The organism is Bradyrhizobium sp. WBOS07, assembly GCF_024585165.1.
GTDB lineage: Bacteria > Pseudomonadota > Alphaproteobacteria > Rhizobiales > Xanthobacteraceae > Bradyrhizobium > Bradyrhizobium japonicum_B.
The window spans coordinates 1,497,729-1,523,983 of sequence record NZ_CP029008.1 but is presented as its reverse complement, the minus strand read 5'-3'; the positions used below and the strand labels follow the sequence as shown (position 1 = coordinate 1,523,983).

General features: G+C 65.5%; 25 protein-coding genes. 10 read left to right on the top strand and 15 right to left on the bottom strand.

Going from position 1 to position 26,255, the window contains the following annotated elements; genetic code table 11:
* Positions 1–3 precede the first annotated feature (3 nt).
* Positions 4–1,512: a tripartite tricarboxylate transporter permease gene (locus DCM79_RS07165; RefSeq protein WP_257179270.1), complete on the top strand. Its 1,509-nt coding sequence runs from the start codon at positions 4–6 to the stop codon at positions 1,510–1,512.
* A 101-nt stretch (positions 1,513–1,613) separates the two neighbouring features.
* Here the strand turns inward: DCM79_RS07165 and DCM79_RS07160 are convergent, their stop codons facing one another.
* On the bottom strand, positions 1,614–3,308 hold the full coding sequence (locus tag DCM79_RS07160) for a bifunctional diguanylate cyclase/phosphodiesterase (RefSeq protein ID WP_257179269.1): 1,695 nt from the start codon (positions 3,306–3,308) through the stop codon (positions 1,614–1,616).
* Positions 3,309–3,528: 220 nt separating this feature from the next.
* Here DCM79_RS07160 and DCM79_RS07155 point away from each other — a divergent pair, with 220 nt between their 5' ends.
* Positions 3,529–3,789, top strand: a complete 261-nt coding sequence (locus tag DCM79_RS07155; protein WP_257180713.1) for a hypothetical protein — start codon at positions 3,529–3,531, stop codon at positions 3,787–3,789.
* 7 nt (positions 3,790–3,796) lie between these two features.
* On the opposite strand, the gene DCM79_RS07150 is transcribed toward DCM79_RS07155, so the two are convergent.
* From DCM79_RS07150 to mtgA, 3 genes are all read right to left on the bottom strand, one after another.
* Positions 3,797–4,450 carry a hypothetical protein gene (locus DCM79_RS07150; RefSeq protein ID WP_028133812.1) on the bottom strand — a complete coding sequence of 218 codons (654 nt, stop codon included), beginning with the start codon at positions 4,448–4,450 and terminating at the stop codon, positions 3,797–3,799.
* Positions 4,451–4,591: 141 nt separating this feature from the next.
* On the bottom strand, positions 4,592–4,774 hold the full coding sequence (gene rpmF / locus DCM79_RS07145) for a 50S ribosomal protein L32 (RefSeq protein WP_007598106.1): 183 nt from the start codon (positions 4,772–4,774) through the stop codon (positions 4,592–4,594).
* A 168-nt stretch (positions 4,775–4,942) separates the two neighbouring features.
* Positions 4,943–5,617 (bottom strand): monofunctional biosynthetic peptidoglycan transglycosylase, encoded by a 675-nt coding sequence (gene mtgA, locus DCM79_RS07140; protein WP_257179267.1) that lies wholly within the window; start codon positions 5,615–5,617, stop codon positions 4,943–4,945.
* A 161-nt stretch (positions 5,618–5,778) separates the two neighbouring features.
* Between mtgA and DCM79_RS07135 the strand changes: the two genes are divergently transcribed.
* Both DCM79_RS07135 and DCM79_RS07130 read left to right on the top strand, forming a co-directional pair.
* The gene (locus DCM79_RS07135) at positions 5,779–6,702 is read left to right on the top strand and encodes a polyprenyl synthetase family protein (protein ID WP_257179266.1); all 924 of its coding nucleotides are present in this window, start codon (positions 5,779–5,781) and stop codon (positions 6,700–6,702) included.
* A gap of 189 nt (positions 6,703–6,891) precedes the next feature.
* Entirely contained in the window at positions 6,892–7,581 is a 690-nt protein-coding gene (locus tag DCM79_RS07130) for a DUF1345 domain-containing protein (protein ID WP_257180712.1), read from the top strand.
* A 46-nt stretch (positions 7,582–7,627) separates the two neighbouring features.
* Here the strand turns inward: DCM79_RS07130 and DCM79_RS07125 are convergent, their stop codons facing one another.
* Both DCM79_RS07125 and DCM79_RS07120 read right to left on the bottom strand, forming a co-directional pair.
* Positions 7,628–9,454, bottom strand: coding sequence for a caspase family protein (locus DCM79_RS07125; RefSeq protein WP_257179265.1), 1,827 nt, complete (start codon positions 9,452–9,454; stop codon positions 7,628–7,630).
* 185 nt (positions 9,455–9,639) lie between these two features.
* Positions 9,640–10,068 carry a GFA family protein gene (locus tag DCM79_RS07120; RefSeq protein ID WP_257179264.1) on the bottom strand — a complete coding sequence of 143 codons (429 nt, stop codon included), beginning with the start codon at positions 10,066–10,068 and terminating at the stop codon, positions 9,640–9,642.
* A 93-nt stretch (positions 10,069–10,161) separates the two neighbouring features.
* Between DCM79_RS07120 and DCM79_RS07115 the strand changes: the two genes are divergently transcribed.
* From DCM79_RS07115 to DCM79_RS07105, 3 genes are all read left to right on the top strand, one after another.
* Positions 10,162–10,536: a nuclear transport factor 2 family protein gene (locus tag DCM79_RS07115; RefSeq protein ID WP_028133806.1), complete on the top strand. Its 375-nt coding sequence runs from the start codon at positions 10,162–10,164 to the stop codon at positions 10,534–10,536.
* A 250-nt stretch (positions 10,537–10,786) separates the two neighbouring features.
* Complete coding sequence (gene bla / locus DCM79_RS07110) at positions 10,787–11,644, top strand: class A beta-lactamase (protein WP_257179263.1); 858 nt, start codon at positions 10,787–10,789, stop codon at positions 11,642–11,644.
* Positions 11,645–11,690: 46 nt separating this feature from the next.
* Positions 11,691–13,298 carry a Na+/H+ antiporter gene (locus tag DCM79_RS07105; protein ID WP_257179262.1) on the top strand — a complete coding sequence of 536 codons (1,608 nt, stop codon included), beginning with the start codon at positions 11,691–11,693 and terminating at the stop codon, positions 13,296–13,298.
* Positions 13,299–13,305: 7 nt separating this feature from the next.
* Here the strand turns inward: DCM79_RS07105 and DCM79_RS07100 are convergent, their stop codons facing one another.
* The 5 genes from DCM79_RS07100 to DCM79_RS07080 form a co-directional block, all read right to left on the bottom strand.
* Positions 13,306–14,145 (bottom strand): N-acetylmuramoyl-L-alanine amidase, encoded by an 840-nt coding sequence (locus tag DCM79_RS07100; protein ID WP_257179261.1) that lies wholly within the window; start codon positions 14,143–14,145, stop codon positions 13,306–13,308.
* Between the two features lie 120 nt (positions 14,146–14,265).
* Positions 14,266–15,162, bottom strand: a complete 897-nt coding sequence (locus DCM79_RS07095) for a TauD/TfdA family dioxygenase (RefSeq protein ID WP_257179260.1) — start codon at positions 15,160–15,162, stop codon at positions 14,266–14,268.
* A 244-nt stretch (positions 15,163–15,406) separates the two neighbouring features.
* A complete protein-coding gene (ispG, locus tag DCM79_RS07090; protein WP_028133800.1) occupies positions 15,407–16,690 on the bottom strand; it encodes a flavodoxin-dependent (E)-4-hydroxy-3-methylbut-2-enyl-diphosphate synthase in 1,284 nt (427 codons plus the stop codon).
* A 12-nt stretch (positions 16,691–16,702) separates the two neighbouring features.
* Positions 16,703–17,656, bottom strand: a complete 954-nt coding sequence (locus DCM79_RS07085) for a DMT family transporter (protein WP_257179259.1) — start codon at positions 17,654–17,656, stop codon at positions 16,703–16,705.
* Between the two features lie 36 nt (positions 17,657–17,692).
* Complete coding sequence (locus DCM79_RS07080) at positions 17,693–18,187, bottom strand: Fur family transcriptional regulator (RefSeq protein ID WP_257179258.1); 495 nt, start codon at positions 18,185–18,187, stop codon at positions 17,693–17,695.
* Positions 18,188–18,344: 157 nt separating this feature from the next.
* On the opposite strand from DCM79_RS07080, the gene DCM79_RS07075 reads away from it, so the two are divergent.
* The 3 genes from DCM79_RS07075 to DCM79_RS07065 are packed head-to-tail and all read left to right on the top strand — an operon-like array spanning position 18,345 to position 21,564.
* Complete coding sequence (locus tag DCM79_RS07075; RefSeq protein ID WP_257179257.1) at positions 18,345–18,827, top strand: MarR family winged helix-turn-helix transcriptional regulator; 483 nt, start codon at positions 18,345–18,347, stop codon at positions 18,825–18,827.
* The gene (locus DCM79_RS07070) at positions 18,820–19,983 is read left to right on the top strand and encodes an HlyD family secretion protein (protein WP_257179256.1); all 1,164 of its coding nucleotides are present in this window, start codon (positions 18,820–18,822) and stop codon (positions 19,981–19,983) included. The genes DCM79_RS07075 and DCM79_RS07070 overlap by 8 nt, the downstream gene beginning before the upstream one ends.
* A gap of 24 nt (positions 19,984–20,007) precedes the next feature.
* Positions 20,008–21,564 (top strand): MDR family MFS transporter, encoded by a 1,557-nt coding sequence (locus tag DCM79_RS07065; RefSeq protein WP_257179255.1) that lies wholly within the window; start codon positions 20,008–20,010, stop codon positions 21,562–21,564.
* A 172-nt stretch (positions 21,565–21,736) separates the two neighbouring features.
* Here the strand turns inward: DCM79_RS07065 and DCM79_RS07060 are convergent, their stop codons facing one another.
* The 4 genes from DCM79_RS07060 to pcaH all read right to left on the bottom strand — a co-directional run bounded on the left by DCM79_RS07060 (position 21,737) and on the right by pcaH (position 26,121).
* Positions 21,737–22,798, bottom strand: coding sequence for an ecdysteroid 22-kinase family protein (locus DCM79_RS07060; RefSeq protein WP_257179254.1), 1,062 nt, complete (start codon positions 22,796–22,798; stop codon positions 21,737–21,739).
* Between the two features lie 77 nt (positions 22,799–22,875).
* Positions 22,876–24,564, bottom strand: coding sequence for a methyl-accepting chemotaxis protein (locus DCM79_RS07055; RefSeq protein ID WP_257179253.1), 1,689 nt, complete (start codon positions 24,562–24,564; stop codon positions 22,876–22,878).
* 252 nt (positions 24,565–24,816) lie between these two features.
* Positions 24,817–25,419, bottom strand: a complete 603-nt coding sequence (pcaG, locus tag DCM79_RS07050; RefSeq protein WP_257179252.1) for a protocatechuate 3,4-dioxygenase subunit alpha — start codon at positions 25,417–25,419, stop codon at positions 24,817–24,819.
* Complete coding sequence (gene pcaH, locus DCM79_RS07045) at positions 25,420–26,121, bottom strand: protocatechuate 3,4-dioxygenase subunit beta (protein ID WP_257179251.1); 702 nt, start codon at positions 26,119–26,121, stop codon at positions 25,420–25,422. It lies immediately after the preceding gene.
* Positions 26,122–26,255 lie beyond the last annotated feature (134 nt).

Below are 26,255 nucleotides of genomic sequence, written 5' to 3'. Positions count from 1 at the left end.
CTCATGGATACGCTTCTCAACGTCGCCCACGGATTCGGCGTCGCGCTGCTGCCGATCAATTTGCTCTATTGTTTCATTGGCGTCTTCATCGGCACGCTGGTCGGCGTGCTGCCGGGCATCGGGCCGATCTCGGCGATGTCGCTGTTGCTGCCCGTGACGCTGTCGGGCACGCCCGAATCCGGCATCATCATGATGGCCGGCATCTATTACGGCTCGATGTATGGCGGCTCGACCACCTCGATCCTGGTCAACATCCCCGGCGAAGCAGCCTCCGTCGTCACCTGCATCGACGGCCACCAGATGGCGAAACAGGGCCGCGCGGGCCCGGCGCTCGGCATCGCCGCGTTCGGCTCCTTCGCCGCCGGCACGTTTGCGCTGGTCGCCTTGATGCTGGTGGCACCGAAGCTTGCCAGCATTGCCATCGCCTTCGGCCCGGCCGAGTATTTCAGCCTGATGGTGCTCGGCCTCGTTGTGCTCACCTTCCTGACGCAGGGATCGATGCCGAAGGCGCTGCTGATGGCGTGCACCGGCGTCGTGCTCGGGCTGGTCGGGCTCGACAGCATCACCGCGCAGCCGCGGCTAACCTTCGGCCGCATGGAGCTGATCGACGGCATCGGCCTCGTCCCCGTCGTGATGGGCCTGTTCGGCGTTGCGGAGGTGCTCCTCAACACCGAGCAGGCCATCAAGCGTGACATCATCAGCACCAAGATCACTCATCTCCTGCCCAACAAAGAGGACTGGAAGGCGAGCGCGGGTCCGATCGGCCGCGGCACGATCCTCGGCTTTTTCCTCGGCATCCTGCCGGGCGGCGGCGCGGTGGTGTCGTCATTCGCCTCCTACGCGCTGGAGAAGCGACTGTCGAAGACGCCCGGGCGTTTCGGCCAAGGAGCGATCGAAGGCGTCGCGGGGCCGGAAGCGGCGAACAACGCCGCGGCGGGCGGCGCCTTCATTCCGCTGATGACGCTCGGCATCCCGCCGAACGTGGTGATGGCGCTGCTGCTCGGGGCCTTCGTCATTCACGGCCTGCAGCCGGGACCGCTGCTGATCACGCAAAACCCCGGCCTGTTCTGGGGCATCGTCGCCAGCATGTATATCGGCAACGTCATGCTGCTGATCCTGAACCTGCCGATGATCGGCATGTGGGTGCAGCTGCTCAAGCTGCCCTACAACATCCTGTTTCCGCTGATCATCCTGTTCACGATCCTCGGCGTCTACTGCTCCAGCAACAACGTGTTCGACGTCTATGTGATGATCGCGTTCGGGATCATCGGCTATTTCATGCGCAAGCTCGGCTACGAGCCGGCACCGCTGGTGCTGGCCTTCGTGCTCGGACCGATGATGGAGAACAATCTTCGCAAGTCGCTGATCCTGTCGCAGGGCGACCTGTGGACCTTCGTGCAGCGGCCGATCTCGGGCGTCTGCCTTGCGTTCGCAATGGTGCTGCTGATCGCGCCGCTGTTGCCGTCGCTGCGCAAGAAGCGCGAACTGGTGGCCCTGGACGAGGGGGCGTGATTTCGTAGAGAGGGCAAAGCGAAGCGTGCCCACGCGTCTGTTGCCGTATTGAAAAGAGCGTCGGCACGGCGCAAATGCGCCTTTGCCCATCCTACGACATCTCAGCTCGCCGCAGGCAGCGCGCTCTCCGTTGAAACGCCCCACGGCCGCTCAGCCGAGGCCAGCCCGATCAGGCGGCCCTGGATGTAGTCGCAGCCCCAGTCGCGCAGCATGCCTGCGGCTTCCTCGTCCTGCACCCATTCGGCGACGGTCTTGATGTCGAGGCGGCGGGCGAGGTCGATCAGGGTCTGCACGAAGGCGCGGTCGTCGGCGGAATGGGTGATGTTCTGCACGAAGGCGCCGTCGATCTTTACGATATCGACGCCGAGCTTGCGCAGGTTTCGAAACGAGGTGTAGCCGGCGCCGAAATCGTCGATGGCGATGCGGCTGCCGAAATTCTTCAGCCGCGTGACGAAGCCGCGGACGTCGTCGATGTCCTGGATCGCGACCGTCTCCGTGATCTCGACGATCAGCCGCTCGGCGACGCCGGGATGGGACAGCATCAGCGACTCGATCCCCGCCCACCAGTCCGGGTCCATCGTCGTATCCGGCGAGATGTTGAGGCTGAGGCTGACATCGGGCGCGGCGGCGAGCTCGGCGACCACGAGCTCGAGCACGCGATGATCGACCAGGCGGATCAGGCCGAGCCGTTCGGCGACCGGCACGATGTCGGGCGCGAGCAGCACATGGCCGTCGCCCTGGTCCATGCGCACCAGGCATTCGTGGAACGCGCGCTCGCGCGAAGCGGCGGACACCACCGGCTCATAGGCGAGCCTGATGCGGCGCTCGTTCAGCGCGGTGACGATCTCGTCGGTCACGCGGATATTGACGCGGCGCTGCGCGTCGCGCGCGGCGTCCGGACGCCACGCGGCGAACGAGCCGGCGCGGCGGCGCTTGGCGGCGTCCAGCGTCTCGTGGGCGCGGTTGACGGCCTCGTCGGTGTTGCGGGCATAGCGCGGCAGGCTAACCGCGCCGATCGAGGCGGTGACCGAGACCGGACCGGATTTGGTCGGCACCACCTCGTCGCGGATGCCGGCGAGGAATCGCTCGGCGGCGACATTCATGTCGTCGACAGTGCAGTTTTTCAGGATCAGGCCGAACTTGTTGCCGGAAAAACGGCCGAGCACGTCGCCGCCACGCAGCCGTGCGCGGATGCGCCTGGCGACGTCGAGGATCACGGCGTCGGCAACGTCGAACCCGAAAGCGTCGTTGACGCGGGCGAGGTGATCGATGCCGACCAGCATGAAGGCGGCGGTGGAGCGGAAGCGAGTCGTCTCCTCGATCGCCTCGGCCAGTGCCGCGATCAGATGCACTCGGTTGAGCTCGCCGGTCAGCGGATCGAGCCGAGCCAGCTTCGTCAGCTCCTCGTCGCGGGCATGACGCTCGTTGTTGATGCGGACCGAGCCGATCGCGCGCGTGGGGCGGCCGTCGGGGCCGGCGAACCAGCGACCGGTCTCCTCGATCCAGATCACGGGATCGGCGGCGCTCATGCGGACGCCGTACTCGATGCGGTAGGGCGTGCCGTCCGCGCCATGCACGGCGGACGTCTGCGCCAGCGCGGCGGTCCGCAGCGCCGGCCCGGGCTCGATCAGCTTGGCGAATTCGGCGCCGGTCGCCAGCCGCTCGGCAGGAATGCCGGGAAAAACGCTGGCGACCTGGTCACCCCAGACCATGGCATCGCTGGCGATGTCCCAGGCGAACACGGCCTGACCGAGCGCGGCCAGAATGTCGGAGGCTTGCGGCAATGCAGGGGTCAAAATCGCCTCGTTTCGGGACAGCGGGGAGTCCTGAGCCGGCACAGGATAGAGCCAGATTCGCCTCTGACCCTAGGCAAAGTTCATAAACAATTTGGAAACCACGTTCCCAAAGCACCCAGGAACCAATTAAGCTCGACCGGCATAGGCCTTGCGAGACCATCACATGCCCCGGCGCCAATGTCCCAAAACGCGCCAGTTCGAGCAGATGAACGGTGTTGCGATGGTGAACGCGGACGGATTGGAAGAGACGGAGCGGCAAGCCGGCACGGCCCTCGTGCCGCTGATGCCGACCTTGCGCTGGGTCCGCAAGGCGCCGCTGCCACGTCCCGATCCGAGCTTCGTCGCCCAGCTCATCGCCAATGCCGAGCAGCTGCCCCAAACGAGCCGGTTCCGCCGTGCTTCTTCTGAAGACGCGCAGATGGCCTATAGCAGCAAACGCCCGCTGCAAAGCGTCAGCGCACGGACACGTCAGGTGGCCTAAAGGCTGGTCAGCGCGGCGGCGTGTCGGAGGACGGCGGCGTGCCGTTGCCCGGCTGAAGCTGCGGCGAGGCAATTTCCGGCGAAGACGCGCCCTGCACGGGCTTGGGCGCAGGATGATCCATCAGCACGGATTCGGCGACGGATTGCGCCGACGCTGCGGGAGGCTCGACCGGTGCCGGCTGCGATGCAATCACCGGCTCGAACTTGCGCTCGGACGCCACATCCTCCGCCGGCGCGTCGGCCTGGCGCTTGGCCTTGCGCGGCGCCGGCACCGTGGTCTCGGCGACATAGGTGACACGGCGGCGCGTGCGCTGGGCAATGCCAGCGAAGAAGTCCGCCATCGCCAGCAGCACCAGCAGGAAAAAGGTGGAGTTGCCGAATTTGGGCCACATCACGAATTCGGCTGCCGCCGCGCCGAAGACGATCAGCGACAGCAGATGGTCCATCAGGAATTTCGATCCGGGCCGCGCACCCTTGACCACCTCCAGCAGCAGCAGAACCACGCCGAGCGCGAGCAGGAGATCGGCAAGCGTGACCGGCCAGGTCTCGCCCGTGACCATCGGCACCCTGAACAGCACGTCCGTGAAGGACACGGTCGGCATCAGGAAGGCGATGATGTTGTAGACCGCGAGCGGAATCAGAAGCAGCGGGAAACCGACCATCGGCAAAATGCCTCTCGATCATGATATCCGGACAGAACAATGCAGCGGCGAAGCATTCGCTCCGCCGCCGTCACCGTCTATCTCGTGAATGGGCCGAAACCAGGCAAGCCAGATCATCCTGCCCGAAGAAGGATCCTGACCTCAGGACTCTTTCTTCTTCAGGACCTGCCGGCCCTTGTACATACCGGTCTTGAGGTCGAGGTGGTGCGGACGACGGAGCTCGCCGGAGTCCTTGTCTTCCACATAGGTCGGCTTCTTGATGGCGTCTGCCGAGCGGCGCATGCCACGGCGCGACGGCGAGGTTTTTCTTCTCGGAACGGCCATTTCAATATCCTCTAGGGATTGGTGTCATCAGGGCATCGTCCGGAGGGGACGGCTCAGCACCCGCAATACGAGGCGAGCTGAATGCCGATCAAGGCCGGGCTTATAGAGGAAGGCTGGCCGTAAAGCTAGGCTCTTGGGCCGGAAAATACGCCCGGAACGAGCTCAAAATCAGCGATTTTCGCGCCAGCAGGTCGCGAGCGAACTCGCCTGCCCCCGCGCCATATAGGTGGCAGCCAGCCGCCGGACGCCAGGGCCCGGGGTTTTGGCGCTGCGTTTCACTGGATTCGGCAGGATCGAGGCCAGAAGCGCCGCCTCCCGGGGTGAAAGGTCCTCCGACGACTTGCCGAAGGCATGGGCGCTGCCAGCCTCGACGCCAAACTGGCCCTGCGGACCGAGCTCGGCGATGTTGAGGTAAATTTCCAGGATCCGCGGCTTGGGCAGGACGAGGTCGATCCAAAGGGCCAGCGGGAATTCCAGTGCCTTGCGGACGAAATCCCGCCCCTGCCAGAGGAACAGGTTTTTTGCGACCTGCTGGGTGATGGTGGAGGCGCCCCGGAACGGCGTACCGTCCTCCTGCGCATCATCGATCGCCTCGCGCAACGCGCCCCAATCGATCCCGTGATGCTTGCAGAAATGCGCGTCCTCGGCTGCCACCACTGCGCGCGGCAGATAGGGCGACATCGCGGCCAGATCGATCCATTCCCGCTGCATCGGCGCGCCGCGAAGCGAGCGCCAGGCCATCAGCGTCGAGACGGGATGGCCGGTGCGGTAGAATGGCGCGATCACATAGGGCGCGAGCAGCGCAACCGCGAGCACCAGAAGAAGGATTTTGACGACGCGCAAATCGACCTTTCCGGCGCAAGCTGAACCACGGCCACGGGCTGGAGCATTAAGTCTGTGATAATTCGGGCCTTTTCCAGCACTTTTTAGGCCTTCCAAACGATTGACTGAGGCGGGCGCATAAAGGATTGTCCCGCCGAATTTTAGTTCTGGAGCCCTCCTTGATGACCGGCACGTCCCCGTCCGATTTCGCCAAACGTCTGGACAAGACCGCTGATGATACCGAGGCCCTGCTCGGGCGCCTGCTGTCGGACGATATCCTGCACGATGAGATCGCCCGGCCCAAGCGACTGATGGACGCAATGCGCTATTCGAGCCTGAACGGCGGCAAGCGTTTGCGGCCGTTCCTGGTGGTCGAGAGCGCAGCAATATTCGGCGTACCACGCGAAGCGGCCCTGCTCGTGGGCGCGGCGCTCGAATGCATCCACTGCTATTCGCTGATCCATGACGACCTGCCGGCCATGGACAATTCGGACCTGCGCCGCGGCCGCCCCACGCTGCACAAGAAGACCGATGACGCCACCGCGATCCTCGCCGGCGACGGTCTCCTGACGCTCGCCTTCGACATCGTCACCCGCGACGAGATCCATCGCGACGCCAACGTGCGCCTGCTGCTGACGCGCGCGCTGGCGCGCTGCGCCGGCATCGGCGGCATGGTCGGCGGCCAGATCCTCGATCTCGCCGGCGAGGGCCGCTTCGGCGGCAACGAGCCGATCGATGTCGCACGTATCCAGCAAATGAAGACCGGCGCCCTGCTGCGCTACGGCTGCATCGCGGGCGCGATCCTCGGCCAGGCCTCGCAGAAGGAATATCAGGCGCTCGACGATTACGGCCGCGCGCTCGGCGAAGCCTTCCAGATCGCGGACGATCTGCTCGACGTCGAGGGCGATGCGGCAGCGCTCGGCAAGCCGGCGGGCGCCGACGCCGCGCTCGGCAAGACCACGTTCGTCACCCAGCTCGGCATCGAAGGCGCCAAGCAGCGCGTGCGCGAACTGCTCGCGCGGGCCGACAGTGCCGTCTCGATCTTCGGCGACCGCGCCGCCGTGCTGCAGGCGGCGGCACGCTTCGTCGCCGAGCGGAAGAACTAGCAACGCCGGGCTCCTTCACCTCTCCCGCTTGCGGGAGAGGTCGGCGCGAAGCGCCGGGTGAGGGCTCCCTCTTCTTGGGGGTTCTCGGTTGTGGAGACACCCTCTCCCCCGCCCTCCCCCGCAAGCGAGGGAGGGAGCGCACCGCCACTGTGGCGACAACGAGAGTTGAGCGAGAGGGCAGAAGCCATCATGGCCAACGGCAAGGAAGACCCCGCCCTCGCCCGCTTCCGCAAGATGTCGCGGCCGGTGCGGCTGATCTATGCGCGGCCGCGGACCTTCATCGCGGTCGGGGCCGGCATCCTGGTCGGCCTGCTGCTGCCGGGCTCGTACCGGCTGGTGACGCGGCTCCTGTTCGGCTGGGACGCGCTGATCGCGGTCTATCTCGTGCTGGTCTATGCGATGATGCTGTGCAACGACCACCACCACATCCGCCGCGCCGCCGCGATGCAGGACGACGGCCGCTTCGTGATCCTGCTGGTGACGGCGATCGGCGCCTTCGCCAGCATCGCGGCAATCGTCTCCGAACTCGGCACGCCCCATCGCGGCGTGCTGGAGTTGAGTATCGCCATCACCACCATCGCTTTGTCGTGGGCCGCCGTGCACACGACCTTCGCGCTGCATTACGCGCATGATTATTACCGCAGCACCACGCCGGGCGGCCTGCAATTCCCAAGCGGCGACAAGGAAGACCACGCCGACTATTGGGACTTCGTCTATTTCTCGTTTGTGATCGGCATGACCGCGCAGGTCTCCGACGTCGGCATCACCGACAAGACGATCCGCCGCACGGCCACCGCGCACGGGATCGTGTCGTTCATCTACAACACGGCCTTGCTGGCCCTGACGGTGAACATCGCAGCGAGCGCGATCTCGACCTGACATCGTCCGAGCCTTGCCGGACGACGCTCTTGACCACGCGTGCCCCTCAGCGACACACCTCGACATTGGCGTCGACGTGGGGGCCGCCGCCGCCGCGATATTCGAGATGGCAGCCGCGGTTGACGGGACGGCAACCGAGGCTGTTGCAGAATATCTGCCCGCCGCCGGACGGACGGCTGGCACCAGCCGCCGCAGTCATGCCGGCCGCGGCACCATAGCCGCCCGCCGTGCCAGCGGCAGCACCGCCGGCCTGACGACGCTGCCGGGCGGGACGCTCGTCACCGACGTCGCGCTTCGCCGTCGCCGGCTTGGCCGGCTTTGCGGCGCGCTGCTTCTCGCACTCATTGTCGTCGTTGACCGCATAGCCCTCGCGGCAGACGATCTTCGTGCATTTGTCGCCGTCGGCCTTGAAGCCGTGCTCGCAAACCAGCGGACAGACCCGCGCCGGCTTGGCCTTGACCGCATCGAGCGCGTCGGTGCTCGCGACCTTCACGTCGAGCTTGGTGCCGGCATAGCGATTGAACTGCGACAGCGAGCGCTGCGAGGACGTATTCCAGTTGCCGTCGGCCGAGCCCGAGAAGCAGCCGACGCGGCCGAGCTCGGTCTGCACCGACCGGTTGAGATCGGCCGGCGCGGTCGGCGGCGTCAGCGAGGCGACATTGGTGCCGGCCGGGCTCGCCGTGCTGGCCGGCGCGGCGCTCGGGGCCGCGGCGGCGAGGTTGACGCGCTGCTGCTCGGCGGCGGCCGCCTGCTGCTGCGCCTGCTCCTTCGCCTTCTGCGCGGCAAGCTGGGCCTGCTCGGCGGCTTTGGCGTCGGCCGCGGCTCTGGCCTGCGCGTCCTTCTGGGCGCCGAGGGCCGCGAGGCGATCGCGCTCGGCCTCGGCCTGCTTCGCCTTCGCGAGGGCCGCTGCGTGGGCCTGCTCGGCACCGAGCTTTTCGACCTGGAGCTTGGCGAGATTTGCATAGAAGCCATCGGGGTGCTGGGCGAGGAAGGCGTCCCATGCCGCCTTGTTGCCAACCTGCAGCGCGAGCTCATAGTCGCGGCGGATATCGGCCTGCGGGTTCGCCACCGGCGCGACGGGCGCGGCGGCCACCACCTTGACCGGAACCAGCGGCACGTCCTCGCCGCCGAGCGAGCCGTAGACGAACGGCTCCTGCTTGTTGGCGGTCGACTTGAGCACCTCGTCGCGCACGAAACCGAACGCGCGGCGGACATCGAGACCCGGCGTCGTCAGATATTTCGACAGCGCCACCGTAAAGGGGCTATTGGCGCCGTCGCCGTCCTGGGCGGTGAAGCCGGCCTTCGCCGAATAGGCGATCAGCGTGTTGGGGCTGGTCGGCTCGACTTGTGCGAGGCCTCGACCCATGGCGCGCGAGGCAATCGTGCGCTTCATCCTCTTGGCGAACGGATTGTCGCGGCAGGCGTCCAGGATCACCAGGCGGAGCTGCTTGGCGGGCTCGACGGCGACGAGAACGCGGTCGAGCGAGAGCGCCTCGTCATAGACGTCGGTGTCGCGCTCGAGCTTGGCGTCGACCGGGATCAGATAATTCGAGCCCTCGACCTCGATGCCGTGGCCGGCATAGTAGACCACGGCGATGTCGGCCGTGCGGGTCGCGTCGGCAAAATCGCGCAGCACGCGCCGGGTCTCCTGTGCGGACAAATCGTGCCGGGAATCGACGATATCGAAACCGGCCTCCTTCAACGTCTTGGCTATCACCGCACCGTCATTGACGGGGTTGGTGAGCGACGGCGCGTGCTGATACGCCGAATTGGCGAGCACCAGCGCGACGCGCTTTCCGGCGAACGCGGGATCCGCGCCGAATAGCAGCGCGGCGGCGAGGAGAAGCGGGCAGAGTCTGAGCAGATTGCGCATGACACGACTTCCGAAGTTCGGGGCGTCTCGAGCCCCCTTTGGGACCGCTTTAGCAGGATGTGGTGGCGATGCTTGTGATGGAGGTCACGAAGACCGCACCGACCAACTGCCCGAAAGCCCCCCAATGTTTGTCGCGCCAGACCGGCCGGGGTTCGCTGCCAGGCCGGCGTTCCGGCCGAGTTCCCTCAGCCGTCGCCGATATGCCCCCGATATTGCGGCAGATTGTCCGTAATTTCGTGCCAGGGCGCCTTCGAGCCTACGAAAATATGGGCGCTAGGCTGGATCGAAGGGGCATCGACCAGGGCTCCCATGGCGACGTGAACCCATTGTCCGTCGCGCACCCGGGAGTAAAGCAGCGAGCCGCATCGCTGACAATGGGCGTCATGGGCGGTGGCGTCGCCGAAAATGAGGCGCTGGTCGTCACCCCTGACGATGCGGAGCTCGTCCTGCGGGATGCCGGCGAACGGCTTAAAGGCCGAGCCGGTGGTGCGGCGGCAATTGGAACAGTGGCAGTTCATCGCATAGGAGAACGCGTCGGCCACCTCGAAGCGGACGGTGCGGCAGTAGCATTCGCCGATCAAGATACGCGCGTTCGAATTTTTTGATCCGGTCATGGCAAGCCTTGGCGCAAATGGCTGACACACCCATAGCGCATTTTGATGTCTACGACTAAGTTCGCCGCAAGCCATCATGCAAAAGGGTGATCCATGAGCCAGAACCGTTCGAGCGTCGAAGCCGTCGTGCAATCCTATTTTGACGGCCTTTACGAGGGCGACGCCGAAAAGCTCGGCGCCATCTTCCATCCCTCGGCTGATTTGCGCTGGGTCGAGAAGGGCGAGCTGCAGGTGCTGACTGTGCCCGACTGGCTCGATCGCGTGCGCAAGCGCCCCTCCGCCAAGGCCGAGGGCAAGCCGCGCGAGGATTTCATCGTCACCATCGACCGTTCGGACGAGAAGACTGCCTTCATCAAGGTCCGGTGCCAATTGCCGCCGCGCTACTTCACCGATTATTTGGTGGCGATGAAGCTCGCCGACGGCTGGCAGATCGTGTCGAAATCGTATCGCTATGACCTGAGGGAGTGAGGGAGTCTTCCCCCGCCTAACTTGCGAGGCACCCGCCTCCACTGTTCATCCGTACGAGCCCAACTCTCGCCACACGTCATTGCGAGGAGCTCGGCGACAAAATTGCGTGGCAATTTTGCGCAGATGCGACGAAGCAATCCAGAATCCTCCGCGGATAGATTCTGGATTGCTTTGCTTCGCTGCGCTCGCAATGACGACGCGGATGAAGCGTGCGCAATCTCTTCCCTCTCCGCTGACCCGAGAGTCTCCCATGCCGCTCGATCGCCGTTCTCTGCTCGCCTCGCTCTGCTGGATGGCAGCCTCTCCCGCGCTTGCCGCGGAGGCGCCGCCCGAGTTCGGAGCCTACGAGCGCGAGAGCGGCGGGCGGGTCGGGCTCCATGCGGAGAACCTTGCGACCGGCGCAAAGCTCAGCTGGCGCGCCGATGAGCGCTTCGTCATGTGCTCGACCTTCAAGGCCTCGCTCGCCGCGTGCGTGCTGGCGCGGGTCGATCGCGGCGAGGAGCAACTCGCGGCCATGATCCCTTACGGCAAGGCCGACCTGCTGGAATATGCGCCGGTCGCCAAGCAGAATCTCGCGGCCGGCACGATGTCGGTCGCCGACATGTGCAAGGCGATCGTCGAGCTCAGCGACAATACCTGCGCCAATCTGCTGCTGGCACGGATCGGCGGGCCGGCTGCCCTCACCGCATTCTGGCGGTCGATTGGCGATAGCACCTCGCGGCTCGATCATAACGAGCCAGAGCTCAACCGCTCGCTTCCCGGCAATTCCCAGGATACCACGACGCCAGCGGCGATGGCGGGCAATTTGCGCCGCCTGGTGGTCGGCGACGCCTTGTCGCCGGCCTCGCGTGCCCTGCTCACGGAGTGGATGGTGAACTGCAAGACCGGCGCGAACCGGCTGCGCGGCGGCCTGCCCGCAAGCTGGACCATTGGCGACAAGACCGGCAACAACGGCAAGGACGCTGCGGGCGACATCGCGGTCGTCTGGCCCAAACCCGACACGCCGATCCTCATCACGGCCTACGTCCAGGGCGGCGCGCCGAATGCGGCGCAGATCGAGGCCGTGTTCGCGCGGATCGGTCGGATGGTGGCTGAGCGGCTGGCGTAAGCCGCGCATTGACGCAGCGATCGCTTCCGGGTCAAGACAGATTGTCATGGAAGCGAAGTTTCAGATTTTCCTCATCCTGCTTGCCGTATTGGCAGGCGTGGCGTTGGCCGCACGCCGCTTCAACATCGCGCCCGCCATCCTGCTGATGCTGGCAGGCGTCGGCCTCGCCTTCGTGCCTGGCATGCCCCAGGTGGAATTGCCGCCGGAACTGGTGCTGCTGATGGTGCTGCCGCCGCTGATCTACTCGGCGAGCGTCGCCATGAGCTGGCGCGAGTTCAGGAAGAATCTGCGCCCCATCGTGCTGCTCGCGGTCGGCGCCGTGGTCTTCACCGCGGCGATGGTGGCCGCCGCGACGCACTACTTGATCGGCCTGCCCTGGACCATCGGCTTCCTGCTCGGCGCCATCGTCGCACCGCCCGACGTGGTGGCGCCGCTCGCGATCGCGCGCCGGCTCAACATGCCGCGGCGGCTCCTGGTCATCCTCGAGGGTGAAGGGCTCGCCAACGACGCCACCGCGCTGATCCTCTACCGCTTTGCGCTGGCAGCAATCATGGTCGGGCATTTCTCGCTGCCGCTTGCCGCCGGCGAATTCCTCCTCATCGTCGCCAGCGAGATCGCCTTCGGCATCGGCGTCGGCTGGCTCTCCCTTCGCTTCCGCAAATGGTCGGGCGATCCGCAGGTCGAGCTGACGCTTTCCTTGATCACGCCCTACGTCTCCTACTGGCTGCCCGAGCATATCGGCGGCTCCGGCGTGATCGCAACCGTCGCCTGCGGGCTCTATGTAAGCTGGAACGGCCCGCTGCTGATCTCGTCCGCGACGCGGCTGCAAGGCATCTTCTTCTGGGACCTCGTGATCTACCTGATCGAAGGCGTGCTGTTCCTGCTCACCGGCTTCCAGATGCGAGCGCTCTACGAGAAATCGAAGTCATTTCCGCTCGACGACATCCTGATCGCAACCGCATTGGTCCTGATGATCGTCGTGATCGCGCGCTTCGCCTGGCTCTATCCGGCAACCTATCTGCCGCGGATGCTCAGCAAGTCGCTGCGCCAGCGCGATCCATCGCCACCATGGCAATGGCCGTTCGTGCTCGCCTTCACCGGCGTGCGCGGCGCGGTCTCGCTCGCGGCCGCGCTGGCGCTGCCGTTCACGTTGCCGAACGGCGAGGCCTTTCCGTATCGCGACCTGATCCTGTTCGTCGCCTTCGGCGTCATCTTCGTCACGCTGATCGGCATCGGCCTCACGCTGCCGCCGATGGTGCGCTGGCTCGGTGTCGCGCAGGCCGGCCGCAACGAGCATGTCGCCGAGCACGAGGCCGAGATCGCCGCCCGCCGCCAGGCCCTCGATGCCGCATTGAAATCGCTCGAGGCCATGACAGCGGGACAGGAAGTCTCCGAAGAGGTGATGCGGCTGCTGCGTGCACGTCACGAGATCCGCGTCAACCAGCTGCCGGATTCACTCGATCCCGGCCACCACGACGTGTCCGCCGCCGGCACCGCACTGACCCGCGACTTGATCGCCGCCGAACGCAAATTCATTCACAACCTGCTGCGCGACGGCCAGATCACCGACGAAACGCGGCGGCGGATCGAGCGCGACCTGGATCTGGAGGAGGCAAGCCTGGCGAACCGGGAATATCGGGGCGGGCCGCTGTAACTTTTCGTCATTCCGAGCGCGGCGAAGCAATCTGCCGCCTCTCGCAGAACTGCCTCATCGCGGCCGCCACGGCTCCCGCGACGGCCTCGTGCCGCTCCGGCGAATTCAGCTCCATTTCCTCGTCGCGGTTGATGATCGAGCCGGCCTCCAGCAGCACCGCGGCGCTTCGCGTCCGCGACAGCACGACGAGCCCGTCATAGCGGTAGACACCGACATCCTTGTCGAGCAACTGGCGGCGGTAGCGGCCCATCACCGGCAATGTGTACTGGCTGGCATAGTCCAGGCCCTGCTCCTTCAGCTGCCCGCCGATCATCCGGGCCAGCATCAGGCTGGTCGCGAAGTGCGGATTCTGCCGCGACACGAACAGCGAGTGGCCCGAAAAGCGGTCGCTGAAGTAGCTCTTTGCGCCGTCGAACTCCCAGGTCTCGAGCAGCTTGTCCGGCACCGAGTCGTGATGGACCGACAGGAACAGATCGGCCCGGCCGTCATTCGCGGCACTGACCCGCTTGAACAGGCTCGGCCGCGCCTTGCCGTCCGTGACGAGCAGGCGGGTTGCCGCGAAGCCTTCAGACTGGAGCTTCGCTGTGATCAACCTGGCGAGACGGAAGTTGAAGCCGAACTCCGGATCGTTGCGCGCGCTGAGCGCGCCGTAAGAGTCCGGCGTGTGCCCGACATCCACGACGATCCTGAATCTCGGCATCTCGCATCTGGCCGGTGATTGCGGTTGCTTGGGCTTGGGTCTGGCTATCTTTCGCGCGGCAGCAGCCTCGCTGGCGTCGACAAGGGCGAGCGGCGACAGCAGGATCGACGCGACCAGCCCAGCGATGATCCTGCGCGATTGCCCCAAGCCCTGCTCCGCCGCTGCGATCCGCGGGCGGCCAACGAAGCCCGCGATTTGGCTTCGGGAAGATTGGCGCGGGAATCGGGGTGGGTCAACGCAAGATAGCGCTCGTGCCACGAAGAGCGATCAAACCGGCCGCTCGCCCTTCACTGTGACGCGCGTGCCGGAGCGGGTGTGCGGCCAGTAGTCCCACATCGCGCGGTGCTGGGTGCAGCGGTTGTCCCAGAACGCGATCGCGTTCTCGGTCCAGCGGAAGCGGCACTGGAACAGCGGGTTCTCGGCATGCTGGTACAGATAAGCCAGCATCGCATCGCTCTCGTCGCGGGGGATGCCGTTGATGTGGCGGGTGAAGCCGCGGTTGACGTAAAGCGCCTTCTTGCCGGTGACCGGATGCGTGCGCACCACGGGATGCTCGGCATGTGGATAGGAGGGCCGGTCGGCAACGCCGTAATTGGCATAGAGCCCGCGATAGATCGGCTCGCCGTCGTGGAGCGCGGTGAGGCCGTCGAGATAGGCCTTCATACGGTCCGACAAAGCCTCATAGGCGGCGTACATGTTGGCGAACAGCGTGTCGCCGCCGCGGGGCGGGCATTGCTTGATGTAGAGGATCGAGCCCATCGGCGGCTCGAGATCGCAGGACACGTCGGAGTGCCAGCCCTCGCCGTTGGCCCGCGGCGAGTTCTTGTCGGCGTAGATCTTCATCAGGGCCGGGTCTTCGTCCTCATGCGGCGCGGCGGGATGAAAATGCAGCTCGCCGAACTTGCGGCCGAAGGCGAGATGCTGCTGCGGGGTAATGTGCTGGTCGCGGAAGAAGATGACGAGATTTTCGGCCAGCGCGCGGTGGATCTCGTCCATCTGCCGGTTGGACGGCGCTTCGTCCGAGACGAGCTTGCCAATGTCCACGCCCGAGACTTCCGCGCCGATGATGGGCGTGAGCTTTTCGACCGCGATGGTCTCGTAAGGCGCGCCATCCTCGGCCGTGTGGCGATAGCGCGGACCCTGCTTGCCGGCGAGTGAGCTCATGGCGTGTCTCCCGATCATTATTGATTGGGAGCCATCGTAGCGTGCGCGTGCCGATGTGCAATCTGCACCGCAAACACAGCCGTCGTCCCGGGGCGCGCAAAGCGCGAGCCCGGGGACCCATAACCACAGGATTGCGTTTGACGAAGATCGGAGTGACAGCTCACCATAACCACGACGCCCTGTGGTTATGGGCCCCCGCCTTCGCGGGGGCGACGAGCAGAGCGCGGGCGACAGCGGAGTAAAATTACTCCGCCGCGGTCACTGGCAGCTTGGCGCCCTGGCCGTAACGCTGCTCGATATAGTCGATCACCAGCGCCTTGAAGTCGGCGGAGATGGTGGGGCCGCGCAGCGTGCGGAACTTCTTGCCGTCGACGAAGACGGGCGCGGCCGGCGCTTCGCCGGTGCCGGGCAGCGAGATGCCGATATTGGCGTGCTTGGATTCGCCGGGGCCGTTGACGATGCAGCCCATCACCGCGACGTTGAGCTCCTCGACGCCCGGATATTTCGTCTTCCAATTCGGCATCTCGTCGCGGATGAAATCCTGGATCGAGCGGGCCAGCTCCTGGAACGTGGTCGAGGTGGTGCGGCCGCAGCCGGGGCAGGCCGCAACCAGCGGCACGAAGGTGCGGAAGCCCATGGTCTGCAGCAGCTCCTGGCCGACCTGCACCTCGCGAGTGCGGTCGCCGCCGGGCTCAGGCGTCAGCGAGATGCGGATGGTGTCGCCGATGCCCTGCTGCAACAGGATGCCAAGCGCGGCCGAGGACGCCACGATGCCCTTCGAGCCCATGCCGGCTTCGGTCAGGCCGAGATGGATGGCGTAATCGGAACGGCTGGCGAGGTCCTGATAGACCGCGATCAGATCCTGCACCGCCGAAACTTTTGCGGAGAGGATGATGCGGTTCTTGGGCATGCCGAGCTCTTCGGCCCGCGCCGCCGAGAGCAGCGCGGACTGCACCATCGCCTCGCGCGTCACGGCGCGGACGTCGCGCGGATTGGCGGAGGCTGCGTTCTCGTCCATCAGCCTGGTCAAGAGCTCCTGGTCGAGCGAGCCCCAATTGGCGCCGATGCGGACCGGCTTGTTGTTCTTGTTGGCGATCTCGATGATGTCGGCGAACTGGGTGTCGCGCTTGTCCTTGAAGCCGACATTGCCGGGATTGATGCGGTATTTGGCCAGCGCCTCAGCGCAGGCCGGATAGGCCGCGAGCAGCTTGTGGCCGATATAGTGGAAGTCGCCGATCAGCGGCGTATTGATACCGCGCTTGGCGAGGCCGTCGCGAATGTGCGGGACGGCGGCCGCGGCTTCCTCGCGGTCCACGGTGATGCGGACCATCTCGGAGCCGGCGCGCGCGAGCGCTGCGACCTGGGCGATGGTACCGTCGATGTCGGCGGTATCGGTGTTGGTCATCGACTGCACGACGATCGGCGCACCGCCGCCGACGGCGACGTCGCCGACCTTGACCTGGGTGGTACGATGGCGCGGCGCAGGCCCCGCGATGTCGGAATCGATGCTGGTTTCGGGCTTGTTCATGGGGTCCAAATATCAGGTTTTGGTGACGTTCAGCAATGCATCAGCTGGCGCCGCAGCCGTTGAGCTCGGACGGTTAACCAGAAAAAGCCCAGCAATTACAAGGAGGGCAGCCGCCCCGAATGCCAGGCTTAGGGTGTCGTGCATGATGAAATAGCTACCCACCACGCCAAACAAAGGGGTGATGAAGGTAAAAGCCGACAATTTGCTGGCCGAATAGGCCTTCACCAGCGCGAACCAAAGCGTGAACGTGGTTCCAACCACCCAGATCGCCTGAAACGCCATCAGGCCGAGCGACAGCGGCGACGGCGTGTGCGTGATGCTCTCGCCGAACAGCCAGGCCGCGAGCCCCAGGATCGGGATCGAGATGGCGACCTGATAGCCCAGCGCCTTCTCAGGCGCGGCAAACCGCAGCCGCGTGCCCTTGGCCACCAGCGTGGTTGCCGCCCACAGCGCCGCGCCGCCGACGATCATGAGGTCGCCGAGCAGGACATGCGCATCGACATTGGCCTGCGGCACGCCGATCGCAAGCGCGACGCCGGCAAAGCTGATGGCGAGGCCCAGCCATTGCGGGGCACCGAGCCGCTCGCCGAGCACCTGGTAGGAGCCGAGCGCAACGAAGAACGGCGCGGTGTAGAGGAACACCACGGCGCGCGAGGCCGAGGTGAGGCGCAGCCCCTGGAAGATCAGCACGAATTCGATGCCGAACATCAGGCCGGCGATCAGGCCCGGCTTCCAGGTGTGATCGTTCTCGAAGAATTTGACGCCGCGAAACGTGCCGATGATGAACAGAACCGGCAGCGCGCCCGCCGAGCGGATCGTGGCCTGGAGCATCGGCGGGATGTCCGGCAGCACCAGCTTCACCGCGATCTGGTTGAACCCCCAGGTCAGGCACAGCATGAGCATCAGGGCGATGGCGCCGGCACTGAGGGGACGTGCGGCGGAGTGATTGGCTTGTGGTGAGGACATGTCTTCCCGAAAAACCGGCTTTGCGCCGTTGTTGCTCTATGCAGCTTTCTGGCAATGGGTGCAGACGCCCGTGATCTCCACCACGGACAGCTTCGGAGCAAAGCCCGAGCTGCGTGCCGCCGCATTGAGATCCCCGGCGAATGAGGCCGACGGGATCTCGCCGACCAGGCCGCAGCGCTCGCAAATCAGGAACGCGACCGCCGAGGTCGCGTCGTGGTCGTGGGCGGCACAGGCGAGGTAGGCGTTGCGGCTTTCGATACGGTGCACGAGACCGTTGGCCATCAGGAAATCGAGCGCGCGATAGACCGTGATCGGCGCCGGCCGCGACATCGACTTGGCGAGCTCGTCGATCACCTCATAGGCGCCGAGGGGGCGGTGGCTGGAGAGCAGCGCTCCCAGCACCTGGCGGCGGATCGGCGTGAATTTCTGCGCGCGCTGCTCGCAAACTTCCTCGGCATGCGCCAGCGCATCCGCGGTGCAGCGGCCATGATCGTGATCGGGCGCGGGAAATGCCGGCTTGGCGAGGGTCATGCATCGATAATCTTAGCATCCAGGCTCGGGAACCCAAAGCGCGACCATGCGAACGGCTGCCAGCCATGCTGTCGCTGCGGGGCAGCCCCACCGAACGCGCCATGGGAATAATCATAAGCTTGCTTATTATATTCCGAGCTTATTGGAGACCAAGCTCATGAGCCGCGGGTCCGTCGACCAGAACTTCCTGTTCACGCTGGGCGAGCTCTACCGCCTGTTGCGAGTCTATGCCGACAAGGAGGCAAGGCGGTTCGGCATTACCCGCGCGCAATGGGCGGTGCTGGCCAAGGTCGAGCGCAGCGAGGGCATGAAGCAGTCGGAACTCGCCGAGCTGCTCGAGATGCAGCCGATCACGCTGACCCGCATGATTGACAAGCTCTGCGACAATGACTGGATCGAGCGCCGCAGCGACGCTTCGGACCGCCGCGTCAAGCGCCTCTATCTCAAGAAGGCCGGCCGGCAATTGCTGGGTCGGCTGAGCGGGTTGAGGTCCGAGCTGACCGCCAATGCGGTCGACGGCATCACACCGGCGGACGCCCACCGCCTCCTGACCCAGCTCGAGACCATCAAGGAAAACGTGCGCACCGCGATCCAGGCATCCGGCGCTGAGCAAGCGCGCAAGGAGCAGCGCTATGGCTGACCAGGTCCTCAAGTTCCAGCCTGAGCAGAAGACTGACGGCGGCAAGCCCACCAAGAAAGCCGGCACCGACCCGCGCCGCCGCCTGGTGGCAGGCCTGCGCCGCTATCGCCGCTTCCTGCTCCTGGTCGTACTGCCTGTTGCCGCCGCCATCGGCGGCCTCACCTTCTACCTGCATGGCGGCCGCTATGTCGGGACCGACGACGCCTATGTCGGCGCCCAGAAGGTGCTGGTGACGCCCGACATCTCCGGCAAGATTTTGAAGGTGATCGTGAAGGAGGGCCAGTCGGTCAAGCGCGGCGACGAGCTGTTCGAGATCGACCCCGTTCCGTTCCGCCTCGCGGTGGACGAGGCCAAGGCGCAGCTCGCGCAGGCCCGCACGACCTATGACAACCTCGTCGCCAATATCAAGATCTACGGCGACATGCTCGATCTGGCCCAGCAGGGCATCGATCTGAAGAAGCGCGATGTCGAGCGCAAGCAGGCGCTGGTGAAGAACAATTTTGGCTCGCAGCTCGACCTCGACAACGCCTCGACGGCGCTGGTCACCGCCGGCGGGCAGGCGCAATACATCAAGCAGCAACTCTCCAACGCCAAGACGCAATTGCTCGGCAACTCCGAATTGCCGCTGGAGCAATTCCCGCCCTACGCGCAGGCGAAGGCCAAGCTGGACGACGCCCAGCGCAACCTCGACCACACCGTGCTGCGCGCTCCGATGGAAGGCGTGGCGACGCAGGTCGAGCAGATCCAGCTCGGACGCTACGTCGCGGCCGGCACGCCGGTGTTCTCCATCATCGACGTCGCCCACCCCTGGGTCGATGCCAATCCGAAGGAGAGCGACCTCACCCATGTCACCGAAGGGCAGCCCGTCACGCTCGAGGTCGACGCGTTCCCGAACCATGTCTTCAAGGGCAAGATCGGCTCGCTCTCACCCGGCACCGGCGCGCAATTTGCGATCCTGCCGCCGCAGAACGCCACCGGTAATTTCGTCAAGGTTGTGCAGCGCGTGCCGATCCGCATCTATTTCGACGAGACCGACAAATACGTGCGGAAGCTGAAGGCCGGCATGAGCGTCTATGCCACCATCGACACCGGCCATCGGCGCTCGCTCGCCGGCCTCTTCGGCCTGCCGGCGACCGCGAGCCAGGACAAAGACTAAACCAACAGGACAAAGACTGATCCGATGTCCGGTCCCAACGCCAATCTGATGGTCCCCGGCCTGCGCCGGAACATGGTGACGATCTGCGCCATGACCGCGACCATCATGCAGGCGCTGGACACCACCATCGCCAACGTCGCCCTGCCCTACATGCAGGGCACGCTGTCGGCCTCGCAGGACCAGATCAACTGGGTGCTGACCTCCTACATCGTCGCCGCCGCGATCATGACGGCGCCCGTCGGCTGGATCGCCAACCGGTTCGGCCGCAAGCGCATCTTCATCATCTGCTCGGCCGGCTTCACCATGGCGTCGGTGCTGTGCGGCCTCGCGCAGGACATCAACCAGATGGTGCTATTCCGGCTGCTCCAGGGTGTGTTCGGCGCCGCCCTGGTGCCGCTGTCGCAATCGGTCATGCTCGACTATTACACGCTGCAGGAACGCGCCAAGGCGATGTCGATCTGGGGCATGGGCGTGATGATGGGGCCGATCATGGGCCCCTCCCTCGGCGCCTGGCTGACCGAGACCTATTCCTGGCACTGGGTGTTCTTCGTGAACCTGCCGTTCGGCGTCATCACGGTGCTCGGGCTGATCGTCTTCATGGACGAGACCGAGACGAACATCAGCCTCAAATTCGACTGGTTCGGTTTCGCCGCCTTGGCGGTCGCGATCGGCGCGCTGCAGCTCGCCCTCGACCGCGGCGAGCAATTGGGCTGGCTGGAATCGAACGAGATCCTCGCCGAGTTCATCGTGTCGGCCGTCGCGTTCTACTTCTTCCTTGCGCACTCCTTCACGACTTCGACCCCGTTCATTCGCTTCGCACTGTTCCGGGACCGCAACTTCGTCACCGGCTGCATGTTCATGATCGTGATGGGGCTCGTGCTGTTCTCGACCATGGCGCTGGCCTCGCCCTACATGCAGAACGTGATCGGTTATCCCATCATCACCGCCGGCCTGCTGTTGGCGACCCGCGGTATCGGCACCTTCTTCGCCATGATGCTGGTCGGCCGCATGATGCGTTATTTCGAGGCGCGCACGCTGATCATCGCCGGGCTGGCACTGACGGCCGCCTCGCTGTTCCAGATGACCGGCTGGACCGAACTGACCCAGGTGCCGGAAATCGTGACCGTCAGCGTCATCCAGGGATTTGGCTTCGGCCTCGTCTTCGTTCCGCTCTCGACCGTGGCGTTCCTGACACTGTCGAACGAGCTGCGCACCGACGGCACCGCGATGCTGACCCTGATGCGAAACGTCGCCAGTTCGGTCGGCATTTCCATCGTCATCGCGCAATTGACGCAGGGCACGCGATGGACCTACGCGATCCTCTCCGAGCACATCAATCCCTTCAACCACGCGCTGCAGATGCCTGGAGTCAGCGGCCTGATCAATCTGTCGACCGACGCCGGCCGCGCCATGGCTGACCGAATGGTCAGCGTGCAGGCACAGATCATCGCCTTTTCCCATGATTACCAGCTGGTGATGATGTTCGTGCTCTGCACCATCCCGCTCGCGCTCCTGATCGGCTCGACCAAGGCCACGCTGCGCAAGCAGGCGGCCGGGCCGGAACATGCGGTGATGGAGTAATTGGCAGATCTCCTGCCCCGGACGCCATCAGTGCGTTTACGCGCGTCTTCGCCGCGCTATGGCAGCACACAAGTGATGCGCTGCTGAGCCGGGGCCCATGCCACGCGGCATGCTGGGTCCCGGTTCTGCGGCGCACCGCTACGCGCTGCACCGCGCCCGGGACACGAGAGCCTTACAACAATTCCTCGCAGCCCAAATCGTCCACCGCCGCCATCACCCGCTCCAGGTTGTTCCACCAGATCACCGGCGGGATGTCGATGCTCCACTGCCAGACCGGCCGCGTGATCTGCCAGAGCACCGCCCAGCGATAGTCGCGATCGAGCGCGCCGCGCGTGTAGCCGGTGATGCCGCCCTCGATCAGCGTGTCATGGTAGAGATTGAGCAGCGCGCGTTCGAGCGCCTGCCGACGCTCCGGATACCAATGCATCGCCATCATATAGGCGAGGTCGTGGGTTGGAACGTTGATGCTCCACAGATCGAAATCGAAGATCCGCACGGTGTCGGCGACGCCCGCGCGCGGCAGCAGGAAATTCCAGACATGGGCATCGCCATGGGTGATGCTGAGGTGGCGGCGTGAATGGTAGCGCTGGGACAGCCGATCCGATTGATCGATCAGGCGCCGATAGAGCGTGCGCCGCTCCTCGCTGAGGCGATCACCGAGATAATCGGCAAAGCGGTCGTAATGTCCGGCGAACGTCTCCATGCGCTCCGCGCTGTCCTCGGGGCTGGCGAAGGTGCCGATGGCATCGCCGAGGCCCGGATGGTCCCACCACGCCGCGTGCCAGCGTGCGAGCGTCGTCACGATCGCGATCGCCTGCTCGCGCGATGGCGGCAGCGGCCAGGCCGCCGCGATGGCGTGGCTGTCGGTGAGGTCCTCGAGCAGAAGATGCCAGGCGAGGCTGTCCTCGTCGAAATGTCCGTCGAAGCAGCGGGGCACGAGTCCCGGCGGCATGCTCGGCGTCAGCTGCGTGTAGTATTCCACCTCGCGCCGGCCGCCATTGGCAAGTTTCTCGGCGAAGGCGGAATTCGCGGTCTTCAGGATCAGCGATTGCGGGGCGCCGGCGGATTCGCCGACATAGCGCAGGCCAAGCCGGATGATGTGCGACACCAGGGTGTCGCGCTGGTGCAGCACCTTGACCTCGCGCACCGCGCCGGCGTCCAGCACGCCGCCGCGGCGCAGCGCGGCTGTCAGTCGGGCGGGCTCAACGACCGCCGGCAATTGTGGAGATGTCATGAACCACGATGCCCCTGTCCCGCGCCATCCTGCACGATTCGCACTCCCGGGCACCAGCAGCCGAAATGCCGCCGGGCTCAGGCTGCCGCGGTCGAGTCGCGCACGGTCCGCACCACGACCGAGCGCAGCTGTTCGAGATTGGCCGCCATGCCGGCGATCGCCTGCCTGACCTCGGCGGCGCGCTCGTTCACGGAGGCGGCGTCGCGGCTGACATTGCCGATCTTGGCCGAGACCTCCTTCGCCGCAGACGCCGATTCGGAAATCGACCGCGTGATCTCCCGCGTCGCGGCATCCTGCTCTTCCATCGCAGCGGCAACCGAGGTGGCCACGCCGTCGATCTCGACGATGTGACCTCCCATCGTCTCGACGGCATCGACCGCGGCCTGCGTCGAGGCCTGGATCTCGGCAATCAGCCGCGCGATCTCCTCGGTGGATTTGGCGGTCTGGTCCGACAGGGATTTCACCTCGGCGGCGACCACGGCGAAGCCGCGGCCGGCCTCGCCGGCGCGCGCCGCCTCGATCGTGGCGTTGAGCGCCAGCAGATTGGTCTGGCCGGCGATGCCGCCGATGAGGTCGGAGACCTCGGCGATCTTCTTCACCGATCCGGCCAGCGCCTGGATGGTCGAACGCGCCTGCTCGCGGCCGACAACCGCCGATTTCGTGACCGTGCTGGTCCGCGCGACCTGGCTTGCGATCTCGCGGATCGAGGCGCTCAGTTCCTCGGCCGCGGCCGAGACGGTCTGCGAACTTCCGAGGGCCTGGGTGGAGGCTGCGGCGACGGCCTGCGACTGCGCCGAGAGCGAACTTGCAATCTCGGACAGGCTGGTGGCAGCCCGCTCCACGCCTTGGCTCGCCGCGCTGGCGGTGTCGACCGAGCGGCCGGTCTCACGCTCGACGGTCTCCGCCATCTGTTGCAACGCACCACGTTTGGCCAGCGCCGCCTCCTGCTCCTGCCGCAACTGTTCCTCGCGCAGGCGGGAATTCTCGACCGCCGCCTGCTTGAACACCACGAGCGCACCCGCCATCGAGCCGACCTCGTCCTGGCGGTGGGCGAACGGAATGTCGGCGGCGAGATCGCCGGTCGAAAGCTTCTGCATCGTGTCCGTCATGCGCACGATCGGGCGCACCACGCCGACGGCAACGCCGAGCAGGCCGGCGGCAACAAAGGCCAGGACGGCAGCGGCGACGCCGAGGAGGATCCAAAGCATCGAGCTGTCGCGGTCCGCGGCCAGCTTCTCCATGGCGGCATTCTGCTTGTTGGCGCTCTCGACGATGCTGTCGATCACGGCGCGATGCGCGGTATAGGCCTCCTTGACCTGGGCATAGGCGCGCTCGGAGGCAGCCGTGTCCTTGGCCTTGAGGGCCGGCAGGAGTTGCTCGGACGCCTTCCAGAACTTCTGCACTTCGGCGTCGGATTTCGACACCAGCGCCGTCTTCAGGTCGGCCGCGAGGCTGGAGGAGACCCAGAAGGCCTTGCGCTCGTCGTAGTCCTTGCGGAGCTGAACCAGGCGCTCGCCGTGGGCCGCCAGCTGATCCGGCTCGCGCATGGCCAAGGTCGCCTCGAGATAGGCCTCGATGATATATTCCGGCGGCGGCAGGATGTCGGCGATGAGGTCGTTGCCCAGCTTGATGTCGGAATAGAGCGGCCCCCCGACCTTGAGCTCACGGAGCGTATAGAGGCTGGTGGAGACCACCGCCGCAAAGCCAATCGCGAGAACGATTCCGAATGCGAGGATCGCGGAGGACAGCGACAAACGAATTTTCATGAAATAATCCAGGGCGCGCGCCGAAACCGCGTGCAGCCTAGATCAATGTGGTAAATACGGACTTGCACCCCGGGGCGGTGCTGAAAGAAAGGCTCCGCAAGACTACGGAAATTGGTCGCCGGTCAGTCGGTTTTAGGTCAACGGGACTGACGCACCGGCAACCAGAGAGACGCATGCGGCCGGGGACCAAGGCCGCTCGCGCTGGACGAGACATGCGGTGCCGGCGATCTGGCGTCAGCGGCACCGTTGGCCTCACACGTCGAAGAACACCGTCTCGTTGTCGCCCTGAAGCCGGAGGTCGAGCCGGTAGACCGGCTTGCCAACCTCCCGCACGGCAATCAGCGTGGCGCGGCGATCGGCGGGCACCAGCGTCAGCACGGGATCGGCGGCGTTGCCGGACTCGTCGCTGAAATAGATGCGGGTGTAGAGATGCCGCAGCATGCCGCGGCCGAACACCGCGAGCAGGATGTGCGGCGCCTGCGGCTTGCCGTCGGGATCCGGCACCGCGCCCGGCTTGATGGTCTCGAAAGCGTAATTGCCGTCCTTGTCGGTGCCGCAACGGGCGAAGCCACGGAAGCTCGCATTCGGCAGCGCACGCTTGTCCTGCGGGTCGGCGAAGCGGCCTTGCGCGTCCGCCTGCCAGATCTCCAGCATGCAATCCGGCACGGCGACGCCGTCGCCGTCGAACACGCGGCCTTCGATCCGGACGCGATCGCCCGTGACGTCGGGGGTCAGCGTCGAGTTGGTGAACGCGTCGTTCCAGGCGTATTCGCCGTTCGGCGTCAGGCCGTATTTGAAGAACGGACCGATCGTTTGCGATGGCGTGATCCCGTCGGGCTTCACAGAGTCTTGCACTTAATGGTTCTCCATGGGGGTGGCGTTCTTGCCGCGCAGCACGATGTCGAAGCGGTAGCACAGCGCCCATTCGGGCTGGGTGTTCTCGAGATCGAACGAGGAGACCATGCGCGCCCGCGCCTTCTCGTCCGGCACCGAGTTGAAGATCGGGTCGAACGGAAACAGCGGATCGTTCGGAAAGTACATCTGCGTCACGAGGCGCGTGACGAAGGAATGGCCGAACACCGAGAGATGAATGTGGGCCGGCCGCCAGGCGTTGTGGTGATTGCCCCAGGGATAGGCGCCGGGCTTGATGCTGACGAAGCGGTAGTAGCCGCCGGCATCGCTCACGGTGCGGCCTGCGCCGGTGAAGTTCGGATCGAGCGGCGCCGGATGCTGGTCGCGGACGTGAACGTAGCGGCCGCAGGAATTGGCCTGCCAGATCTCGACCAGCGAGTTCGGCACGCCGCGGCCGTCCTCGTCGCGCACGTGGCCGTGGACGATGATGCGCTCACCGAGTGGCTCGCCGCTGTGCTGGCGGGTGAGATCGTTGTCGCCCTCGCGCACGGTCTCATGGCCGTAGACCGGACCGGTGAGCTCCGACAAGGTATGACGCATCGGGATCAGGGGCTTGTTCGGCGCACGCTTGATCGAGCTCTTGTAGTCGGGCGACAGCGGCAGCGGATGCGCCTTGTTGCTGTCGGTGGGATAGATCAACGTCATCGGCGAACTCCTCCCCGGCCATGTTACTCCGGTCGGTCAATGAATACCGCCGATCATTATAGGATATAACTAATTTGGGGAAGCCGGTTTCGCGGGCTTTCCGAAGCTGTCATTCCGGGGCAGCCCGCAGGGGC

Coding starts and splice junctions, on each gene's coding strand:
- DCM79_RS07065 (WP_257179255.1), top strand. CDS start 20,008: ATGTCCGGTCCCAACGCCAATCTGATGGTCCCCGGCCTGCGCCGGAAC.
- DCM79_RS07070 (WP_257179256.1), top strand. CDS start 18,820: ATGGCTGACCAGGTCCTCAAGTTCCAGCCTGAGCAGAAGACTGACGGC.
- DCM79_RS07105 (WP_257179262.1), top strand. CDS start 11,691: ATGGAAGCGAAGTTTCAGATTTTCCTCATCCTGCTTGCCGTATTGGCA.
- DCM79_RS07080 (WP_257179258.1), bottom strand. CDS start 18,187: ATGACCCTCGCCAAGCCGGCATTTCCCGCGCCCGATCACGATCATGGC.
- bla (WP_257179263.1), top strand. CDS start 10,787: ATGCCGCTCGATCGCCGTTCTCTGCTCGCCTCGCTCTGCTGGATGGCA.
- DCM79_RS07165 (WP_257179270.1), top strand. CDS start 4: ATGGATACGCTTCTCAACGTCGCCCACGGATTCGGCGTCGCGCTGCTG.
- DCM79_RS07130 (WP_257180712.1), top strand. CDS start 6,892: ATGGCCAACGGCAAGGAAGACCCCGCCCTCGCCCGCTTCCGCAAGATG.
- ispG (WP_028133800.1), bottom strand. CDS start 16,690: ATGAACAAGCCCGAAACCAGCATCGATTCCGACATCGCGGGGCCTGCG.
- DCM79_RS07150 (WP_028133812.1), bottom strand. CDS start 4,450: ATGGTCGGTTTCCCGCTGCTTCTGATTCCGCTCGCGGTCTACAACATC.
- pcaH (WP_257179251.1), bottom strand. CDS start 26,121: ATGACGTTGATCTATCCCACCGACAGCAACAAGGCGCATCCGCTGCCG.
- DCM79_RS07095 (WP_257179260.1), bottom strand. CDS start 15,162: ATGAGCTCACTCGCCGGCAAGCAGGGTCCGCGCTATCGCCACACGGCC.
- DCM79_RS07115 (WP_028133806.1), top strand. CDS start 10,162: ATGAGCCAGAACCGTTCGAGCGTCGAAGCCGTCGTGCAATCCTATTTT.
- DCM79_RS07125 (WP_257179265.1), bottom strand. CDS start 9,454: ATGCGCAATCTGCTCAGACTCTGCCCGCTTCTCCTCGCCGCCGCGCTG.
- DCM79_RS07075 (WP_257179257.1), top strand. CDS start 18,345: ATGAGCCGCGGGTCCGTCGACCAGAACTTCCTGTTCACGCTGGGCGAG.
- DCM79_RS07085 (WP_257179259.1), bottom strand. CDS start 17,656: ATGTCCTCACCACAAGCCAATCACTCCGCCGCACGTCCCCTCAGTGCC.
- rpmF (WP_007598106.1), bottom strand. CDS start 4,774: ATGGCCGTTCCGAGAAGAAAAACCTCGCCGTCGCGCCGTGGCATGCGC.
- DCM79_RS07055 (WP_257179253.1), bottom strand. CDS start 24,564: ATGAAAATTCGTTTGTCGCTGTCCTCCGCGATCCTCGCATTCGGAATC.
- DCM79_RS07120 (WP_257179264.1), bottom strand. CDS start 10,068: ATGACCGGATCAAAAAATTCGAACGCGCGTATCTTGATCGGCGAATGC.
- DCM79_RS07060 (WP_257179254.1), bottom strand. CDS start 22,798: ATGACATCTCCACAATTGCCGGCGGTCGTTGAGCCCGCCCGACTGACA.
- DCM79_RS07155 (WP_257180713.1), top strand. CDS start 3,529: ATGGTGAACGCGGACGGATTGGAAGAGACGGAGCGGCAAGCCGGCACG.
- DCM79_RS07135 (WP_257179266.1), top strand. CDS start 5,779: ATGACCGGCACGTCCCCGTCCGATTTCGCCAAACGTCTGGACAAGACC.